The organism is Luteibacter jiangsuensis, from assembly GCF_030812295.1.
GTDB classification, from domain to species: Bacteria; Pseudomonadota; Gammaproteobacteria; order Xanthomonadales; family Rhodanobacteraceae; genus Luteibacter; species Luteibacter jiangsuensis_A.
The window spans coordinates 478,046-493,995 of record NZ_JAUSSK010000002.1 but is presented as its reverse complement, the minus strand read 5'-3'; the positions used below and the strand labels follow the sequence as shown (position 1 = coordinate 493,995).

Here is a 15,950-nt window from a genome sequence, read left to right as displayed (position 1 = left end):
CCGCACATTCTATTGCCTAAAATATAGTTGTCAAGGCAAATATGCGTGCGGCAGATATTCCCATTCAAGGGCAGCTAGGCCTCATCCGCCAGCAAGGCGGCCAGGGCGGGGTCGCGTACGTCGAAAAGGTCGAATATCCCGAGGGCGCGCAGGGTCGGCAGTTGGGCCAGAAGGCGCGGCTCCAGCCGCCGGACCTGTTCTTCAGGGGTGCTTGGATCGAGCATGGCGTGGGCACAGGCCACGAAGGTCGCCAGGGCTTCGCCTGCCTCCTGGCCTTCGCCCAGTTCACTGTAGTCGCGGGTGACGAGACGGATCATGGGGACGATCTCCGGCGTCGATGGTCCCTGCGCGTGGCAGGAAACCGCCACGCCGGAACACTTAGTTGGGAGTGCAAATGTTAGCCATGGAAGCTATCGGCCTGATATCGTTATCTGGCCAATTTATGTCGAGAAATGGCCAAATGCTGGATGAAAACCTGCACGCCCTACTGGAAAGCGCCGATGGTCCGCCGCTCATCGCCTACGAGGCGCGCGGCGAAATTCCGCTTGAAGAAACCGACTGGCATAGCCACGTGCGAGGCCAGTTCTTCTATGTGGAACAGGGCTTCGTCATCACGCGGACCGAGCATGGCTCATGGCTGCTGCCACCGCACCGCGCTGGCTGGATGCCGCCGGGCGAGATGCATACGGTCAGCATCGCCGGTCCGAGCCACGCCTGGGGCGTGTTCATCGCGCCGTGCGCCACGGTGGGGCTTCCGGACCGGCCCTGCGTCGTGGGGGTGAACGACCTGTTCCGCGCGATCATCAAGCGTGCCGCCAGTTGGCCCAGGAATGCGGAAAGCGAGCCGGAGAGAGATCGGCTCTTCGCCGTCATGCTCGACGAGATGCGCCGCGCGCCGGTCGAGCAACTGCACCTGCCCATGCCGGTCGACCGGCGCCTGCGGCGCATCGCGATGGCGATGTTCGAACGCCCGGACGACACGCGCGGCATCGAGGAATGGGCCAGCTGGGCAGGTATGTCCGTGCGCACGCTCACACGCCTGTTCCGCCAGGAAACCCAGTGCAGCGTGGCGCAGTGGCGACAGCAGGCGCGGCTTACCCGTGCCCTCGAACGCCTGGCCCACGGCGAACCGGTATCGATCGTGGCCGACGCGCTCGGCTACGCCACGCCGAGCGCGTTCGTGGCGATGTTTCGCAAGGCCTTCGGCGATTCACCCGGACGCTACCTGGCGCGTCAGGCCATGGGTGCCTGACGGTCGCTGATCTTTTTCTAGTTTTTTGGCGCGTTGGGGGGCCTGGCTCGGCTTCGCCCTCGCGTTCGTTGTGTGCGTGGCGGGGGAGCTGCCGGGCGCCACCCTCGGCGCGACGGGCGCGACGGGGCGCAGCCATCGAACATGGCCGCGCAGCGGCATCCCCTCCCGAGCGACGGTGCAACCGGAGCGACGAGGGTGGCGGCCGACGGCTCTGCCCCACCCCAACGCGAGGGCGAAGCCGAGCCGTGCAGGAAACCGGCCCACCGCCGCGAGATCGCCGACAGGGTCGGCTCCCACCAGAGCCATCCTTAGTCGGACGATGGCTTGCACATCCACAACGCCTCGAACGTGTACGCGTCGCCGCTTTGCCGCTCGATCACGTCCACGGCGATACGTCCGTGCCGCCACGGACCGTGCTTGCCCGGCGGCGTCACGTCGTAGCAGGAGCGCTCCTTCTCGTAGTGGCCGTTCTTGTCATCGGTCATCGCCCGCTCTTCCTCGCGGCACTGTGCCAGCGCTTCGTCGTGCGTCGGCAGCGACCGCTCTCCAGCAACGTAGTGTTCGTCGGTGCAATCCACGTCGGTGGCTTGGGATGTGTAGATGATGCCGATGGCGACGGCGGTGGCGACGATCGATACGGCGATAGGTGGCAAACGGTGCACGCGATGCTCCATGCGGGAAGGAACGCGTGAGGCTGCGCGCCCGCGTCGGCGAAGAACATCGGACTAGTCTGAGAAATGGCCCGGAATGCCCGTGCTGTGATGGGGATCACGCGCCTGGCGACGGATATGAAGCTGGCGTGAGGACGAACGGTCAGCTTGCGGGAAAGCGATAGCCGACGCCCGGTTCCGTTTTCAGCCAGCGCGGTGCGGATGGATCGTCGCCCAGCTTCTGCCGCAGCTTACCCATCACGATGCGCAGGTAGTGGGTGTCGTGCGTATGCGTGGGGCCCCACACCTCGCGCAGGATCTGTTGCTGGCTGACCACGCGGCCAGGATGGCGCACGAGCAAGGACAGCACCGCGAACTCCTTGCGCGTGAGGGCCACCGCCTGCCCCTCGAGGATCGCTTCCCGGCGCGCGAGGTCGATCGACAACGTGCCGTCGTCGTAACGCACCGGCGCCTCCGACTGTCCCGCCTTCGCGCCTTGCCGAAGGAGCACCCGCAGGCGCGCCATCAATTCCTGGATGCCGAACGGCTTGGTCACGTAGTCGTTCGCGCCATTGTCCAGCGCCTTCACTTTCTCCGCTTCCGCATCGCGCACCGAGAGCATCAACACCGGCACCTGGCTCCACTGGCGCAACTCGCGCAACACATCGTGGCCCTCGCGGTCGGGCAGGCCGATGTCGAGGATGACCAGGTCGGGCGATTGCGTGACGGCCAGGCCCAGGCCTTCCTCGCCGGTGGCGGCCAGGAACACCTGGTAGCCCTCGGCGCGGAGGCCGATGTCGAGGAAACGGCGGATCTGTGCCTCGTCGTCGATCACCAGCACGCGGGGAGCGGTCGGATTCATGGGCGGTCGTCCGGCGGTGGTGGCAAGGGCAGCGAGATGCGAATGGTCGTGCCACCGCCCGGACTGGGCAAGGCCTCGACACCGCCACCATGCGCGCCAATCATGCCGCGGCAGATCGCGAGGCCCAACCCCGTGCCCTGTCCGCCGCGATCGCCACGCGACACCGAATAGAACATGTCGAAGATCCGCGCCCGCTCGTCCTCGGGAATGCCCGGGCCACGGTCGATCACGTCGACCAGGAGACGCCCGGCCTCGGTCCGGACGATCACGCGGACCGGCTCTTCCGCCGGTGAAAAACGCGCCGCGTTCTCGAGGATGTTGAACAAGGCCTGCTCGATAAGGGCGGGATGCACGTGCAGCAGGACCGTATCCTTCGGCAGGTGAACGTCCACGCGGACATCCGGGAACAGCTTGCGCATGCGACCCACGGCGGCGACCACGATCTCGCCGGCATCCACCCAATCGCGATTGAGCTTCAGCGTGCCGTGACCGAGGCGCGTCATGTCGAGCAGGTTCTGGATGTAGCGATCGAGGCGCTGGCCTTCACCCAGGATGGCTTGCAGCAACTCGAGGCGTTCGTTGTCCGGCAACTGCGTGTCGTAGCTCAGCAGCGTGCCGGCGGCACCGATCATCGAGGCGAGTGGCGAGCGCAGGTCGTGCGAGACCGACGAAAGCAGCGCGTTGCGCAGACGCTCGGTCTCTCCCTGCACGCGTGCGCTCTCCAGTTCCGTGGCGAGCCGCGCACGATCCAGTGCCTGCCCGACGTCCTGGACCATGGCCAGGGCCAGGCCGCGCCGGTCGGCGTCCGGTTCGCGCTGTCCGGAGGGGAAGCGTAGCGCGACGACTCCCGCACGGCGGCCGTCGGTACCCAGCGGCAGCACCCAGCATGCGGCACCGTTGAGCGTATCGGTGTAGCGTCCGGCCGGCTCGGCGTGGGTTTCGCTCCAATCGGCGGCGGCGAGATCCTGTGTCGAAAGCGCGAAGGTATCGGGTACCGACGCGGCGATCGCAAGGTCTCCCGATGCGTCCCGCGCCAGCACCGCCACGTCGATGTCGAGCGTGCGCGCGAGGACGCGCGCGGCGACCGCGCGCACGCCATCGGCATCGGCCGAGGTCGCCAGCTGTTGACCCAGGGCCACCAGCGCCCGGGCGCGCACCTGTGCCGCGCGCAGGGAAGTGACTTGTCCCGCCAGCCGCGTCGCGAGCCGGCTGCAGACCAGCGCGGCGACCAGGAACAACACCACGGCGAGCACGTCGTCCGCGTTGGCGATCACCAGCGTGTAGCGGGGCGGGGCGAAGAAGAAGTTGTAGCCAAGGAAGCAAAGCAGGGCCGTGAAAACCGCCACCGCCATGCGCGTGCGCACCGCGACGAAAAGCACGGCGGTAAGGAAGATCAACGACAGATTGGCGACCGACAGGAAGCGGTCCGCCACGAACGACAGCGCCATCGCCACCGTGGTGGCCGCCGTGGCGAAGGCGTACTCGCGACGCGAACCGTTCCCATCGGCGAAACGCAGGCGGCGGCGCGCCTTGGCGCGTTCCACCGGCGTGGCGACGATCGTGAGCTCCAGGTGCGCGCCCCGGCGAAGCAGCTGCTGGGTCAGCGAATAGCCAAGCCGCCGGGCGATCGGCCGTTCGCGCGTGCGGCCCACGATGATCTGGCCCACGCCCTCCCGGTCGGCCCAGGCCAGCAGTTCGTCGGCGACGGCGTGACCGCGCAGGATCACCGCTTCGCCGCCCAGGCGGCGCGCCACCCGCATCGCCGCATCCACGCGCTCGCGGCGTTCGCCGTCCACGCCACCGCGATCGACGAAGAGCACGCTCCAGGGCGCGCCGCGCCTTTCGGCGATGCGCCGCGTGATGCGCACCAGGTATTCGCTCTGCGCCGCCCCGTCGATCGCCACCATCACGCGGCGCCGCACCGGCATGGCGCCGCCGCGGGCGAGCATGTGTCCGCGCAGGTCGCTTTCCACATGGGCGGCCACGGTCTCCACCGCCAACTCGCGCAAGGCCGCGAGGTTGGTCGGCGAGAAGAAGGCGTCGAGCGCCACGGCCGCGGTCTCCGGCACGTAGACCTTGCCCTGTTGCAAGCGGCCGATGAGTTCGCGCGGTGGCAGGTCCACCAGCACGATGTCGCGCGCGCGATCGAGGAACGCATCTGGCACCGTCTCGCGCACGGCCACGCCGGTGATCCGGCGGACCTGGTCGTTGAGGCTTTCCAGGTGCTGCACGTTGAGCGCCGTGTAGACCTCGATGCCGGCATCGAGCAACTCGGCGATGTCCTGCCAGCGCCGCTCGTGGCGTCCTCCCGGCAGGTTGGTATGGGCCAGTTCGTCGACCAGGAGCACCGCCGGCTTGCGTGCGAGCGCCGCCTCCAGGTCGAACTCGCTGAACTCGCGTCCGGCGTAACGCACGATCCGCGGGGGCAGCACCTCGATGCCTTCGAGCAGGGCCGCCGTGTCGGCGCGGCCATGCGTCTCGACCAGCCCGGCCACCACGTCGATCCCTTGCCGGCGCAGGTCGCGCGCCGCGGACAGCATCGCGAAGGTCTTGCCCACGCCCGGCGCGGCGCCCAGGAAAACCTTCAGGCGCTGACCGTCGCTGTCCTTCATCTCGTTGAGGAGCGCGTCGGCGCGGATATCTCTGGCGTCGGCCATGGGTGTATGCCGTCTGGAAAGGAATACGTTAGCGCGTGTCGAGGCTCAGCGCGACGGGTTTTCCAATGAACCACGGAACAGCTCGTCGATGCGGCGGTACTCGTCGTACCACGAATCGGCGTGCACGAAGCCATGCCGCTCCATGGGATAGAGCGACATCCAGAAGTTCTTCTTGTGCAGTTCGATGAAGCGCTGGTACAGGCGGATCGAGTCGCTGGCCAACACGTTGTCGTCGATCAGGCCATGCTCGATCAATAGCGGATCGGCCAGGGCCTCGGCATACCGGATGGGCGAGCTGGCCGTGTACGCCTCGGGGTCCAGCTGCGGGTCGTTGAGGATGTTCGAGGTGTACTCGTGGTTATAGCTGGTCCAGTCGGTCACCGGCCGGAGCGCGGCGCCCGCGGCGAATTCTCCCGGCGCTCGCAGCAGGGCCATGAGGGTCATGAAGCCACCATAGCTGCCACCGTAGATACCTACCCGCTTCGGGTCCACGCCTTGCCGTTCCACCAGCCAAGCCTTGCCGTCGAGCAGGTCGTCCAGTTCGGGATGGCCCATCCGCCGATAGATCGCGGTGCGCCAGTCGCGGCCGTAGCCCTTGGAGGCGCGATAGTCCATGTCGAGCACCACGTAACCGCGCTGCACCAGCAGGTTGTGGAACATCTGCTCGCGGAAATAGGCTGGATAAGACAGATGTACGTTTTGCAGGTAACCCGCGCCATGGACGAAGATCACCGCCGGGCGGGATGCCGCCGCGGTCGCGTCGGCGGGGCCATAGAACTTCGCCCATATCGTTCCCGCGCCGTGCCGCGAGGGTACCTCGACGATCTTCGGCGCGATCCAGTCACGCGCTGCGTACGCCGGCTTCCGCGTATCGGTGAGCTCGCGTACCGCCGCGCCGTCCACACCGACCACGGCCAGCTGGGATGGCACGTAAGGCGCCGAGTGCAGCACAGCGAGACGGCTGCCATCCGGTGACACGCTGAAATCGTCCAGGCCCTGGAACCGGGTGATCCGGACGAGATCGCCACCCGTCGCCGGCACGCCGTAGATGTCGTAGCTATACGGCGCCACCTTGTTCGCGCGCACGTAGAAGCGCGTGCCGTCGGGGCTGAGCACGGGGTGATCCACTTCGAAACGGCCCGATGTCAGCGCCTTGGCCTTTCCGCCGAGGGGCTTGGTGTAGAGCTGCGCGTAGCCCGATTCCTCACTCAGGTACCATAGGGTGCGGCCATCGCGCAGCCAGCCGAAATCGTTGCCGTCCCAATTGATCCAGGCCTTGTCCGTGAGACGGTGTTGGGCGACGAGCGCATGGCGATCGAAATCCACCGTCGCTATCCAGCGGTCCTTGTTGTCGATGGCGCGCAATTGCACGGCCACTTCGCCGCCATCTTCGCTCCAGACCACGCCGGGGCTGTATTCGCCGTTGACGATGACAGGCCGCTTCTTCGGTGCGGCGAGCGCATCGGCACGGTCGCCCTTGCCATCCTTGCGCAGCGCGGCGATGGTCCTTGCGCGGATGTCCGCCAGGGGGTCGTCGCCGATACCGGGCAGCGTGGCCGTGTCGAGCTCGAACGTGGCGTGCGTCTTCAGGTCGAGCAGTCGCAGGGTTTGTGGCGCGGGATCGTTGCGACCGACATAGGCACGCGTCGCCTCGGTTTCCGCATAGCCCGAATCGGTCACGTAATGGGTGAGGTCGGCGATCTTTCCCGCGTCCGCATCCTTGGCCTGGGTCACCACCAGCATCCAGCGGCCGTCCGGCGACAACGAGGTGTCGGCGATGCTCACGTTCTTGCCGAGCCAGAAGGGCTTCGGTGCCCGGCCTGGATCGGCAGCGGCCAGCGCGTCGGCATCGGCCTTCATCGCCTCTTCATCGGCACGCAGGCCACGCAGCGTCTTGAACAGCGACTGCTGGTCGTCGGCCAGGTCGTCCGGCTTCTTCGCCTTCGGATCGTCCTTCTCTTGCAGGTCCGCCGCCTTCACCACCGGGCCGCCGGCCAAGGCATAGGCAAACCAGTCGTTATCGGCGCGGAAGGTCAGCAGGCGACCGTCGGCGGAGAAGCGTGGATCGCGTTCCTTGACCGCCGTGCGGGTCACTTGCACGGTGGCGCCTGTGGCGAGATCACGCAGGAAGATGTCGCCGTGACGGACGAACGCGGCGTGCCGGCGTCCGCGATCGAATACGGGGGTGCCACCGTCGGCGCTCGCGGCTGCCACCGGGTCCAGCTGTTCCGGCTTGCCGCCGTTCGCCGGCACGCGCCAGAGATCGCGCACCGGGCTGCCGTCGCGCTTGAGCGAGTAATAGACCTGGCTGCCGTCCACGCCCCAGTAGGCATCCTCCACCGGCGGCCCGATCCAGTCCGGATCGGCCATGATCGTTTCCATGTCCAACGGCATCGTAGCCGCGGGCGCAGTGGCGGCCTGCGCGGCGGCGGCGCCCTGTGTAGCGGCGATGGCCGGTGCGGCGGCAAGGACGGTAAGCAGGGCGGCGGCGAGTACACGCATCATGCGGGTTCCGGATCGGCAAATCGGTCGAGCATAACGCGGCCCCTCTTCCGGTGGGAGCCGACCCTGTCGGAGATGGGTGCTCGCCATGACCTGGCCCGCTGCCGCGGGATCGCCGACAAGGTCGGCTCCCACCAAGCAACGCGTCGAACCACCGTGCTCTTGTGGGAGCCGCTTCAGCGACGATGGGTGCTCGCCATGACCTGGCCCGCTGCCGCGGGATCGCCGACAAGGTCGGCTCCCACCAAGCAACGCGTCGAACCACCGTGCTCTTGTGGGAGCCGCTTCAGCGGCGATGGGTGCTTGCCATGACCTGGCCCGCTGACGCGGGATCGCCGACAAGGTCGGCTCCCACGAAGGTCGGCTCCCACCAGAGGTGGCGCGCTTTGCTACGCTCGGCGTTCCTCCCCCGGAGTTCACCCATGCGCGCCATCGTTCCACGCCTGCTTGCCGCCAGCCTTTTCGTCGCCTTCGCCGCGCACGCCGCCACGCCGCAACCGCCGTCCACACCGAAGCGCATGGTGTCGGAAACCCTCGCAGGCCAGCCAGTGAACGATCCGTACCGCTGGCTGGAGAATCCCGGTGCGCCGGACGTGACGAAGTGGATCGAGGCGCAGAACGCCTATACCGAGGCCGCGATCGGCGCCATGCCGCTGGGCAAGACGCTGAGCGCGCGCATACGCGAGTTGTCGATCACGTCCACGACGCGCTCGTCGCCGACGCTGGCGGGCGGCACCTTGTTCTACTTCGAGAACACCCCGCCGCAACCCCAGCCCGTACTCGTGGCGAAGGCCTGGCCCGATGGCGAGACACGCACGCTGGTGGATCTCAACAAGGGTGACGGAAACACGGCCATCACGGCCTACTGGCCGTCGCCGAGCGGCCGCTACCTCGCCTACGGAACGGCCGAAGGCGGGAGCGAACTCACCACCATCCATATCCTCGATACGAAGACAGGCAAGCCGCTCGGTGACGAACTGCCGTTCGCCGGTGGCGGCACCACGCCGCAGGCGCTGGCCTGGGATGCGGACGAAAAAGGCGTGATCTACGCGCGTTTCGACGCGCCGACCGCGAGCAAGCCATTGCGCGAGTTCGACGCCTACCTCGCCCATCACGTCATCGGCGAGCCCGTGGCGAAGGACCGTATCGTTTTCGGCAAGGGCTACTCGCACGTGGCCGAGTACATCCTCATGGAAGGCGAAGGCGGCAAGTCCACCGCGCTGCTCGCCAACGAAGGCGACGGTGGTCCCGCCGAGGTCTACCTGCGCGAAGGCGAAGGCCAGTTCAAGCGCGTTCTGGGGCACGACGCCGACGTACGCTCCGCCAGTTGGATCGGCGACCGCCTCTACGTCGTGACCTTTGCCGGCGCACCGCGCGGCAAGATCGTCGCGATAGGAGCCGATGGCAAGACCGTCGACGTGCTCGCCGAAGGCGAGGGCGCCATCCAGCATGTCACCCCGCTGGGTGATGGCTTCCTCGTCGTGCGCAGTGCCGGTCCCGACTGGTGGGCCGACCAGTACGACGCGAAAGCGGGCTTCGTGCGCCGCGTGCCGCTTCCGGCGACAGGCGTCGCCATCGGCGGCGTGGCGTCGGAAAAAGGCCAGGACAAGGCGTTGATCTCGTATGCGGGCTGGACCACGCCCACGCATTGGGCAGAGTACGACGGTGCCAGTGGTTCGCTGAAGACCATCTTCGAGGTGAAACCGGCCGCCGACTATTCGAAGGTTCGCGTCTCCCGCGTGGAAGGCACCTCGAAGGACGGCAGCAAGATTCCGGTCACCGTGATCGCGATGGACGGCATCACTCCGAATGGCAAGCGTCCCACCATCCTCTACAGCTATGGCGGCTTCGGGATTCCGGTCACCCCGGGGTTCGTCGGCCCGAACCTGGCGTGGCTGGAGCGTGGCGGCGTCCTGGCTTACGCCAACATCCGCGGCGGCAACGAGTTCGGCGAGGCCTGGCACGAGCAGGGCCAGAAGCTGCGCAAGCAGAACGTGTTCGACGACTTCTACGCGGCTTCACAGGCGCTGATCGATACGAAGTGGACCGACACGGGGCACCTGGGCATCCTCGGCGGCAGCAACGGTGGGCTGTTGATGGGCGCGGCACTCACCCAGCATCCGGAGCAATACCGCGCGGTCGTGGGTGCCGTGGGCATCTACGACGTGCCGCGGCATGAAACCGCTTTTGCGAACGGACCGTACAACGTCAGCGAGTACGGCTCGGTCGCGGATCCGGCGATCGCGAAGGCCATGCTGGCGTATTCGCCCCTTCACAACGTGAAGAAGGGCACGAAGTACCCGGCCGTGCTGTTGACCACGGGCGCGAACGATCCGCGCGTGGCGCCCTGGCAGTCGCGCAAGTTCGCCGCCGCCCTGCAGGACGCCAGCACGTCCGGCCAGCCGGTGCTGCTGCTCACGCGCATGAATGCCGGTCACGGCATCGGCGCCCCCTTCAGCCAGCGCGTGGGCAACCAGGCGCTGTCGATGACCTTCTTCGCGACCGAACTCGGATTGGGGGAATAAGCGCATGTCCCTGCCCACCGTCGAACGCGAAACCCGCCCTTCGCCGATCTGGTCGGTGATCTGGCTGCACGGCCTGGGCGCGGACGGCAACGACTTCGCGCCGATCGTGCCCGAGCTGGTCGACCCGGCATGGCCGGGAATACGCTTCGTGTTCCCGCACGCGCCGGTGCGGCCGGTGACGGTGAACAACGGCATGCCGATGCGCGCGTGGTACGACATCAAGGGTCTCGCGATCGCCGACAAACAGGACGTCGAAGGCATCCGCGCCTCGATCGCCGACGTGGAAGCCCTGATCGCACGCGAGGAGGAACGTGGCGTGCCCGCGTCTCGCGTCGTCCTGGCCGGCTTCTCCCAGGGAGGCGCGATGGCGCTTTCGGCCGGTCTCCGTCATCGCGAGTCGCTGGCCGGCATCCTGGTGCTGTCGGCCTACCTGCCACTGCACGAGACGATCGAGGCCGAACGCAGCGGTGCGAATCACGCCACGCCGATCTTCTGGGGGCATGGCAGCGCCGACCCGATCGTGCCCATGGCCCTGGGTGAACAATCGCGCCAGGCCCTGGAAACGCTCGGGCACCGCATCGACTGGCATAGCTATCCCATGGGCCATCAGGTCAGCCTGGCGGAAATCGCGGACGTTCGCGCCTGGCTCACCGAGCGTTTCGCCGACGCGTGATCGACTGCGCGCTGGCGCCGGGGAGCATCCGGCATACTCGCCGCATGCCAGCCGCCCCGCTCGACAGTCCCGCCCATCCGCGCCCGCCGTCGGCGCCGCTGCCCGATTTCTGCAGCCTGCCGGTACTGTTCGCACTGCTGGTGGTCGGTGCGCTCACCGTCACCCTGATGTGGCTCGCGCCGGGTAACGACGGTGACCTGCGCGACTATTGCATCGCCGTGCTGTTCACCAGCTGGTTGTCCATGTTGCTGACGGTGGCGCTGTGCAAGCTGCGCCCCTGGATGCAGCGGTTGCCCTGGCTGTGGCCTTACGCCGCCGTCTGGCTGCTCCTGGTGGTCACGGTGGGACTCAGCGCCACCCTGCTTGGCTGGATCGACCATAACCTCGGCGCGGGCCTCAGCCCGGTTTCGCGATTCCGCTTCGTGCGCGACAGCGTGCTTGCCACCGGCCTCCTCGGCGCGGGGCTGCTGCGCTATTTCTACGTCGTGGCGCAATGGCAGGCACGCGTGGCGGCGGAGGCGCAGGCGCAGGTGGCCGCCTTGCAGGCGCGCATCCGGCCGCATTTCCTGTTCAACAGCATGAACGCCGTGGCCGCGCTGATCCGGGTGGACCCCGACGCCGCCGAGCGCACCGTCGAAAACCTCGCCGAACTGTTCCGCGCCGCCTTGGGCAGCGACCCGTCGTCCGTGGGAACGCTGGGCGAGGAATGGGCGCTGGTGGATCGCTACCTGGAGATCGAGGCGTTGCGCCTGGGCGACCGGTTGCGTGTGGAGCGTGCCATCGACGTGCCGGACGACCTCCCGCTGCCGCGCCTGCTGTTGCAGCCGCTGGTGGAAAACGCGATCCGCCATGGGGTTCAGCCCAGCCGCGCGGGTGGCACGATCCGCCTCGGTGGCCGCCGCGTGCCGGGCGGCGTGGAGATCGTGGTCGACAATCCGCTATCCAACGCGCCGGCCACCCCGGGTAACGGGCATGGCTTGCGCAGCGTCCGTGAACGCGTGCGCTTCCACTTCGGCGAACGCGCCACGGTACGCGCCGAGACCGATGACAACCGTTTCGTCGTGACCCTGTTCCTGCCGGAGTCCGCGCATGCGCGTACTGATCGCCGATGACGAACCGCTGGCGCGGATGCGCCTGCGTACCTTGCTCGCCCGGCGGCAGGACGTCACCGTGGTGGGGGAGGTCGCCGATGGCGACGCCCTGCTGGAGGCTTGCGCCCAGTTGAAGCCCGACCTCGTCCTGCTCGACATCGAAATGCCCGGGCTGACGGGAACGCTCGCGGCGAAGCGGCTCGCCGGGTTATCGGCACCGCCCCAGGTGATCTTCTGTACCGCCTACGAGCAACACGCGCTCAGCGCCTTCGACCTCGGTGCGACGGACTACCTGTTGAAGCCGGTCCGCGCCGAGCGGCTGGACGAGGCGATGGAGCGCGCCATGGCGAGACGCCAGCCTGCCCACGCCGAACGGGGTACCTGGTTGCGTGCCAGGCATGGCGCGGACGAGGTGCGCGTGGCGCTCGACGAGGTGCTCTACCTGCTCGCGGACGAGAAGTACGTGGCCGTGCATCACCGTGGCGGCATGTGGCTGATCGACGAATCGCTGCGCCAGCTGGAGGCCGCGCACGGCGAGCGCCTGGTCCGCCTGCATCGCAATTGCCTCGTCCCGCGCGAGCGGCTGCTGGGACTGAAGACGCTCGCCGACGGACGCGTACTGGCCCGCCTGGCCGGCACCGAGGTCACCCCCGAGGTGAGCCGGCGCAACCTGCCGGCGATCCGCCAGCTGCTCCGCACACCTGGCGCCTGACGCCAGGACGTTCCACCGCGCTGCGCTCGAGGGTGGTTTGCGGGACAATCGTCACCTTTCACGATAGCCCCGTACGGACCGCCATGACCGCACCACTCCGCATCGCCACCCGCAAGAGTGCGCTGGCCCTCTGGCAAGCCGAGCACGTGGCCAGCCTGCTGCGCCAGGCGCATCCCGGGCTGGTCGTCGAGCTGGTACCGCTCTCCACGCGCGGCGACGAGATCCTCGACCGCTCGCTTGCCACGATCGGCGGCAAGGGCCTGTTCCTGAAGGAACTGGAGGTGGCGATGCTGGAGGATCGCGCGGATATCGCCGTGCACTCCCTGAAAGACGTTCCCGCCGAACTGGAGCCGGGCTTCGCCCTTTCCGCCGTCCTGCCGCGGGCCGATGCCGCCGACGCCTTCATCGCCAACGATTACGCGAACCTCGCCGAATTGCCCAACGGTGCCCGCGTCGGCACATCGTCGTTGCGTCGCCAAGCCCAGTTGCGCGCGCTGCGTCCCGACCTGCAATTGCTCGACCTGCGGGGCAACGTGAACACGCGGCTGGCCAAGCTCGACGACGGTCACTACGACGCGATCATCCTCGCGTGCGCGGGCGTGGAGCGGCTGGGCCTCGGCCAGCGCATCCGTACACGGCTGGCCAGCCCTGGCTGGCTGCCGGCACCGGGCCAGGGCGCGATCGCCGTGGAGTCCCGAGCGAACGACTGGCGCGTCAGTGAACTGCTGTCGGCGCTGGAAGACGAGGAAACCCGCATCGCCGTGAACGCGGAGCGGGCGATGAACGAAACGCTCGGCGGCAGTTGCGCGGTGGCCATCGGCGCGTGGTGCGTCGTCGCCGAGCATGGTCTCACCCTGCACGGCATGGTCGGCAACGCCGCCACGGGCGAGCTGTTGCACGCGCAGGCGGACAGCGCGGGCGACACGCCGGTGGCGCTGGGGCAGGAAGTGGCCGCGATGCTGCTGGAGCTGGGCGCCGAGGATTTCCTGAAGCCGCAGCGGTGAGGGGTTCCGGGTAAGAGCATCGCCGACAAGTCGGCTCCCACACGAGGCTCCCACCGGAGCCTGCCTCCGGCGGGAGCCGGCCCTGTTCGACGGTACCGATGCTCTGGTGGGAGCCGACGTGTCGGCGATGCTTTCCCGAAGCCGAACCGTCAGAAGTTGTAGACGAGGTTGGTCGTCATCAGCTTGTCGGTGCTGACCGTGCCCGGCTGCGTGTCGCTGTTGTAGCGGATCTGGTAGCCGACCTTGAGCGCCATCTTCTTCGTCATGCTGACCGAGACGCCGATATCGTTCTGGTAGTACTGGTTCTTCGAGCCCGCTTCCACCAGCAGCGTATCTTCCAGCGCCGTATTGTCGGTGAGGCGGTACTTGCCGTTGATCAGGCCGCGACCGACGACTTCGCTCTCGGCGCTCGGCGTGTAGCTCTCGGAGAGGGCGTTGCCCTCGGCATCGACAGCCGGCGTGCCGTCGGCGTTCAACACCGCGCGGGTCGACTTCGCCGGCTGGTAGCGCTTGAAACCGGGACCGATTTCGAACGAGAGCTCGGCGCGTTCGTTCTTCAGCGCGATGTAACCGTAACCGACCGAGATGATGCCTTGCCACAGGTTGGCGCCGAAATCGTCGTGCTCGTAGCGGGCGGCGGTCACCACGTAGCTGCGCGGATCGAACTTGTAGCCGACCGAGGCGCCCGTGTCGTAGCGGTTCGCGGTGGTGCTGAACTTGTCGATGGTGTTGCCGTCACCGTCGGTGACGGTGACCTCGCCCTTCGAGCGCAATCCGTTGAGGAAGAAGTTGTTCTTCCAGACCTCGTTTTCCTGGCTGAGGCCGAGCTTCGCATTGGCGTTCTCGGAGCGAGAGTTGCCACGGGACGAGGCGAAACCGAATTCGCCCGAACCCGTCCAGCCGCCATTCTGGGACGGGTCCTGGTTCGGATTGGCGTTGGCGTCCTGTGCCGATGCCGTGAACGGCAGCGCGGCGAGGACGAGCGTGGCGATAAGCAGTTTTTTCATCGTCTACCCGGATGTGGATTGGAAAGGGAGTTCTTCGGCCGTCTGGACGGCCAACGGCGCGCCCCCGCGCCATGATCTTGCCTAGCCTGTGACCAGCCGGGCGTATGCGCGGCCATAGAGCCGCTGTTCGAGACATTGACCGACAACGCAGCATAACGCGGCCAGACCGGCGGCCCACGCCTGCGTCGCACCGGTCGGATGGGCGATCAACAGCAAGCAAGGCAATCCGATCGCGAGTGCCGCGACACCGAAGCGACAGCCAAGCAGCGAAACCGCGCTACGCCCGCCCGTGATGCTCGCGGTCTTGCCGCATTCCTCGGCCAGCTGGCGCAACGCGCGCCAGCGCATACCCTCCACCAGGCCCAGGGCGAGCGCCACCCCGAGCAGGGCCAGTCGCCACGGATTGAGCGGGTCGATAGCCGTCTCAACCTGCAATGCGACGCAGAGCCAAAACCACAGGCCGCCGGCGAAGAGGGCGGAGATCGTCCGGCCGAGGGGAAGGGTATTGGCCATCGAGGCCACCGTGCCGCGCAGGCCACGCGAATCGCCGCGTGCCGTATAGACCAAGGTAGCCAGGCTGCAGAGCATGAGCACCGCGCCGGCCAGCCGGGTCGCCCAGAAATCGTTGCCACCGCGCGCCAGGCCGCCCAAGGCCAGCATCGGCAGGAAGGTCGCCATGGCGATCATGCCTTCCGGGGTCGGCATCATCCGCTTCACGGGATTCCAACCGTGCCATTCCGGCGCGAAGGGCAAGCGCAGGCAGGTCGCCACGAGGCCGACGCCCACCAGCACCAGCCCGATCGACAACGGGGCGAGCACGTCGCCGCGACCGTCCGGGTAGAGACCCAGGGCCAGGGCGGTGCCGAGAACCATCCACAGGCCATAGCCCGTGGCGCTGGCCGTCTGCACGACCACGATCGGTAGGGAGAACAGGCTGGAGAGCGCACCGTCGCCATCGGACCGCCCGTGGGCCAGCGCGATGGGGGATGCCTCGTTCGGTTCCGCCATGGTCGGG

The 15,950-nt window shown here is 67.6% G+C and carries 13 protein-coding genes; 6 read left to right on the top strand and 7 right to left on the bottom strand.

Annotated features, from left to right (window positions below; genetic code table 11):
- Positions 1-74 precede the first annotated feature (74 nt).
- The gene (locus J2T07_RS07600) at positions 75-317 is read right to left on the bottom strand and encodes a hypothetical protein (RefSeq protein ID WP_306848677.1); all 243 of its coding nucleotides are present in this window, start codon (positions 315-317) and stop codon (positions 75-77) included.
- A 143-nt stretch (positions 318-460) separates the two neighbouring features.
- Here J2T07_RS07600 and J2T07_RS07595 point away from each other — a divergent pair, with 143 nt between their 5' ends.
- Entirely contained in the window at positions 461-1,252 is a 792-nt protein-coding gene (locus J2T07_RS07595; RefSeq protein ID WP_306848675.1) for an AraC family transcriptional regulator, read from the top strand.
- A gap of 308 nt (positions 1,253-1,560) precedes the next feature.
- On the opposite strand, the gene J2T07_RS07590 is transcribed toward J2T07_RS07595, so the two are convergent.
- The 4 genes from J2T07_RS07590 to J2T07_RS07575 all read right to left on the bottom strand — a co-directional run bounded on the left by J2T07_RS07590 (position 1,561) and on the right by J2T07_RS07575 (position 7,926).
- Entirely contained in the window at positions 1,561-1,914 is a 354-nt protein-coding gene (locus J2T07_RS07590) for a hypothetical protein (RefSeq protein WP_306848673.1), read from the bottom strand.
- Positions 1,915-2,065: 151 nt separating this feature from the next.
- Entirely contained in the window at positions 2,066-2,764 is a 699-nt protein-coding gene (locus J2T07_RS07585) for a response regulator (RefSeq protein WP_306848672.1), read from the bottom strand.
- On the bottom strand, positions 2,761-5,421 hold the full coding sequence (locus tag J2T07_RS07580; RefSeq protein ID WP_306848671.1) for a sensor histidine kinase: 2,661 nt from the start codon (positions 5,419-5,421) through the stop codon (positions 2,761-2,763). The genes J2T07_RS07585 and J2T07_RS07580 overlap by 4 nt, the downstream gene beginning before the upstream one ends.
- A 45-nt stretch (positions 5,422-5,466) precedes the next feature.
- Entirely contained in the window at positions 5,467-7,926 is a 2,460-nt protein-coding gene (locus tag J2T07_RS07575) for a S9 family peptidase (protein WP_306848669.1), read from the bottom strand.
- A gap of 419 nt (positions 7,927-8,345) precedes the next feature.
- On the opposite strand from J2T07_RS07575, the gene J2T07_RS07570 reads away from it, so the two are divergent.
- The 5 genes from J2T07_RS07570 (at position 8,346) to hemC (ending at position 13,928) form a co-directional block, all read left to right on the top strand.
- On the top strand, positions 8,346-10,448 hold the full coding sequence (locus J2T07_RS07570) for a prolyl oligopeptidase family serine peptidase (protein ID WP_306848667.1): 2,103 nt from the start codon (positions 8,346-8,348) through the stop codon (positions 10,446-10,448).
- Between the two features lie 4 nt (positions 10,449-10,452).
- On the top strand, positions 10,453-11,121 hold the full coding sequence (locus tag J2T07_RS07565) for an alpha/beta hydrolase (RefSeq protein WP_306848665.1): 669 nt from the start codon (positions 10,453-10,455) through the stop codon (positions 11,119-11,121).
- 44 nt (positions 11,122-11,165) lie between these two features.
- Positions 11,166-12,233 carry a sensor histidine kinase gene (locus J2T07_RS07560; protein ID WP_306848663.1) on the top strand — a complete coding sequence of 356 codons (1,068 nt, stop codon included), beginning with the start codon at positions 11,166-11,168 and terminating at the stop codon, positions 12,231-12,233.
- Positions 12,211-12,924: a LytR/AlgR family response regulator transcription factor gene (locus tag J2T07_RS07555; RefSeq protein WP_306848661.1), complete on the top strand. Its 714-nt coding sequence runs from the start codon at positions 12,211-12,213 to the stop codon at positions 12,922-12,924. Before J2T07_RS07560 ends, J2T07_RS07555 begins: the two co-directional genes overlap by 23 nt.
- A gap of 83 nt (positions 12,925-13,007) precedes the next feature.
- Positions 13,008-13,928, top strand: a complete 921-nt coding sequence (gene hemC, locus J2T07_RS07550) for a hydroxymethylbilane synthase (protein WP_306848659.1) — start codon at positions 13,008-13,010, stop codon at positions 13,926-13,928.
- A gap of 149 nt (positions 13,929-14,077) precedes the next feature.
- Here the strand turns inward: hemC and J2T07_RS07545 are convergent, their stop codons facing one another.
- Together J2T07_RS07545 and J2T07_RS07540 are read right to left on the bottom strand one after the other, a co-directional pair.
- Positions 14,078-14,935, bottom strand: a complete 858-nt coding sequence (locus J2T07_RS07545; protein WP_306848658.1) for a DUF481 domain-containing protein — start codon at positions 14,933-14,935, stop codon at positions 14,078-14,080.
- Between the two features lie 81 nt (positions 14,936-15,016).
- Entirely contained in the window at positions 15,017-15,943 is a 927-nt protein-coding gene (locus tag J2T07_RS07540) for a hypothetical protein (protein ID WP_306848657.1), read from the bottom strand.
- Positions 15,944-15,950 lie beyond the last annotated feature (7 nt).

Excerpts from the sequence above, each read along its gene's own strand:
- J2T07_RS07570 (WP_306848667.1), top strand. The coding sequence starts at position 8,346 with ATGCGCGCCATCGTTCCACGCCTGCTTGCCGCCAGCCTTTTCGTCGCC.
- hemC (WP_306848659.1), top strand. The coding sequence starts at position 13,008 with ATGACCGCACCACTCCGCATCGCCACCCGCAAGAGTGCGCTGGCCCTC.
- J2T07_RS07595 (WP_306848675.1), top strand. The coding sequence starts at position 461 with ATGCTGGATGAAAACCTGCACGCCCTACTGGAAAGCGCCGATGGTCCG.
- J2T07_RS07575 (WP_306848669.1), bottom strand. The coding sequence starts at position 7,926 with ATGATGCGTGTACTCGCCGCCGCCCTGCTTACCGTCCTTGCCGCCGCA.
- J2T07_RS07540 (WP_306848657.1), bottom strand. The coding sequence starts at position 15,943 with ATGGCGGAACCGAACGAGGCATCCCCCATCGCGCTGGCCCACGGGCGG.
- J2T07_RS07580 (WP_306848671.1), bottom strand. The coding sequence starts at position 5,421 with ATGGCCGACGCCAGAGATATCCGCGCCGACGCGCTCCTCAACGAGATG.
- J2T07_RS07555 (WP_306848661.1), top strand. The coding sequence starts at position 12,211 with ATGCGCGTACTGATCGCCGATGACGAACCGCTGGCGCGGATGCGCCTG.
- J2T07_RS07565 (WP_306848665.1), top strand. The coding sequence starts at position 10,453 with ATGTCCCTGCCCACCGTCGAACGCGAAACCCGCCCTTCGCCGATCTGG.
- J2T07_RS07545 (WP_306848658.1), bottom strand. The coding sequence starts at position 14,935 with ATGAAAAAACTGCTTATCGCCACGCTCGTCCTCGCCGCGCTGCCGTTC.
- J2T07_RS07600 (WP_306848677.1), bottom strand. The coding sequence starts at position 317 with ATGATCCGTCTCGTCACCCGCGACTACAGTGAACTGGGCGAAGGCCAG.
- J2T07_RS07585 (WP_306848672.1), bottom strand. The coding sequence starts at position 2,764 with ATGAATCCGACCGCTCCCCGCGTGCTGGTGATCGACGACGAGGCACAG.
- J2T07_RS07560 (WP_306848663.1), top strand. The coding sequence starts at position 11,166 with ATGCCAGCCGCCCCGCTCGACAGTCCCGCCCATCCGCGCCCGCCGTCG.